The following is a 286-nucleotide window of genomic DNA, read 5'->3' as shown; positions in this document are numbered from 1 at the left end:
GCGGACGCAGCGTCCGCCGTCGTGATTACTTCGCTGGAGAGGGCCCGCGAGCTGGGCGCGGCGGACGGACTGCTGGTCCTGGCGACGGACACCGCGGGCGTGGAGCCACGGCTGCTGGGCATCGGCGCCGCGGTTGCTGCCGAGCGCCTGCTGGCGGCCGCAGGCCAGTCCGTGGCCGGTGTGGGCCTGGTGGAGTTCAATGAGGCCTTCGCGTCGCAGGCCCTCGCGTGCCTGGATTACCTCGGAATTGAGCCGGAAAGGGTCAACCTGGACGGCGGCGCACTGG

The 286-nt window shown here is 72.0% G+C and carries 1 pseudogene; it reads left to right on the top strand.

The window, feature by feature from the left end:
- Positions 1–286, top strand: a pseudogene (locus DBR22_RS14800) (acetyl-CoA C-acyltransferase); the annotation flags it as partial.

It is taken from the genome of Arthrobacter sp. HMWF013 (assembly GCF_003061105.1).
GTDB lineage: Bacteria > Actinomycetota > Actinomycetes > Actinomycetales > Micrococcaceae > Arthrobacter.
The sequence above is the reverse complement of the archived record's forward strand: the minus strand, read 5'-3'. Positions and strand labels throughout refer to the sequence as shown.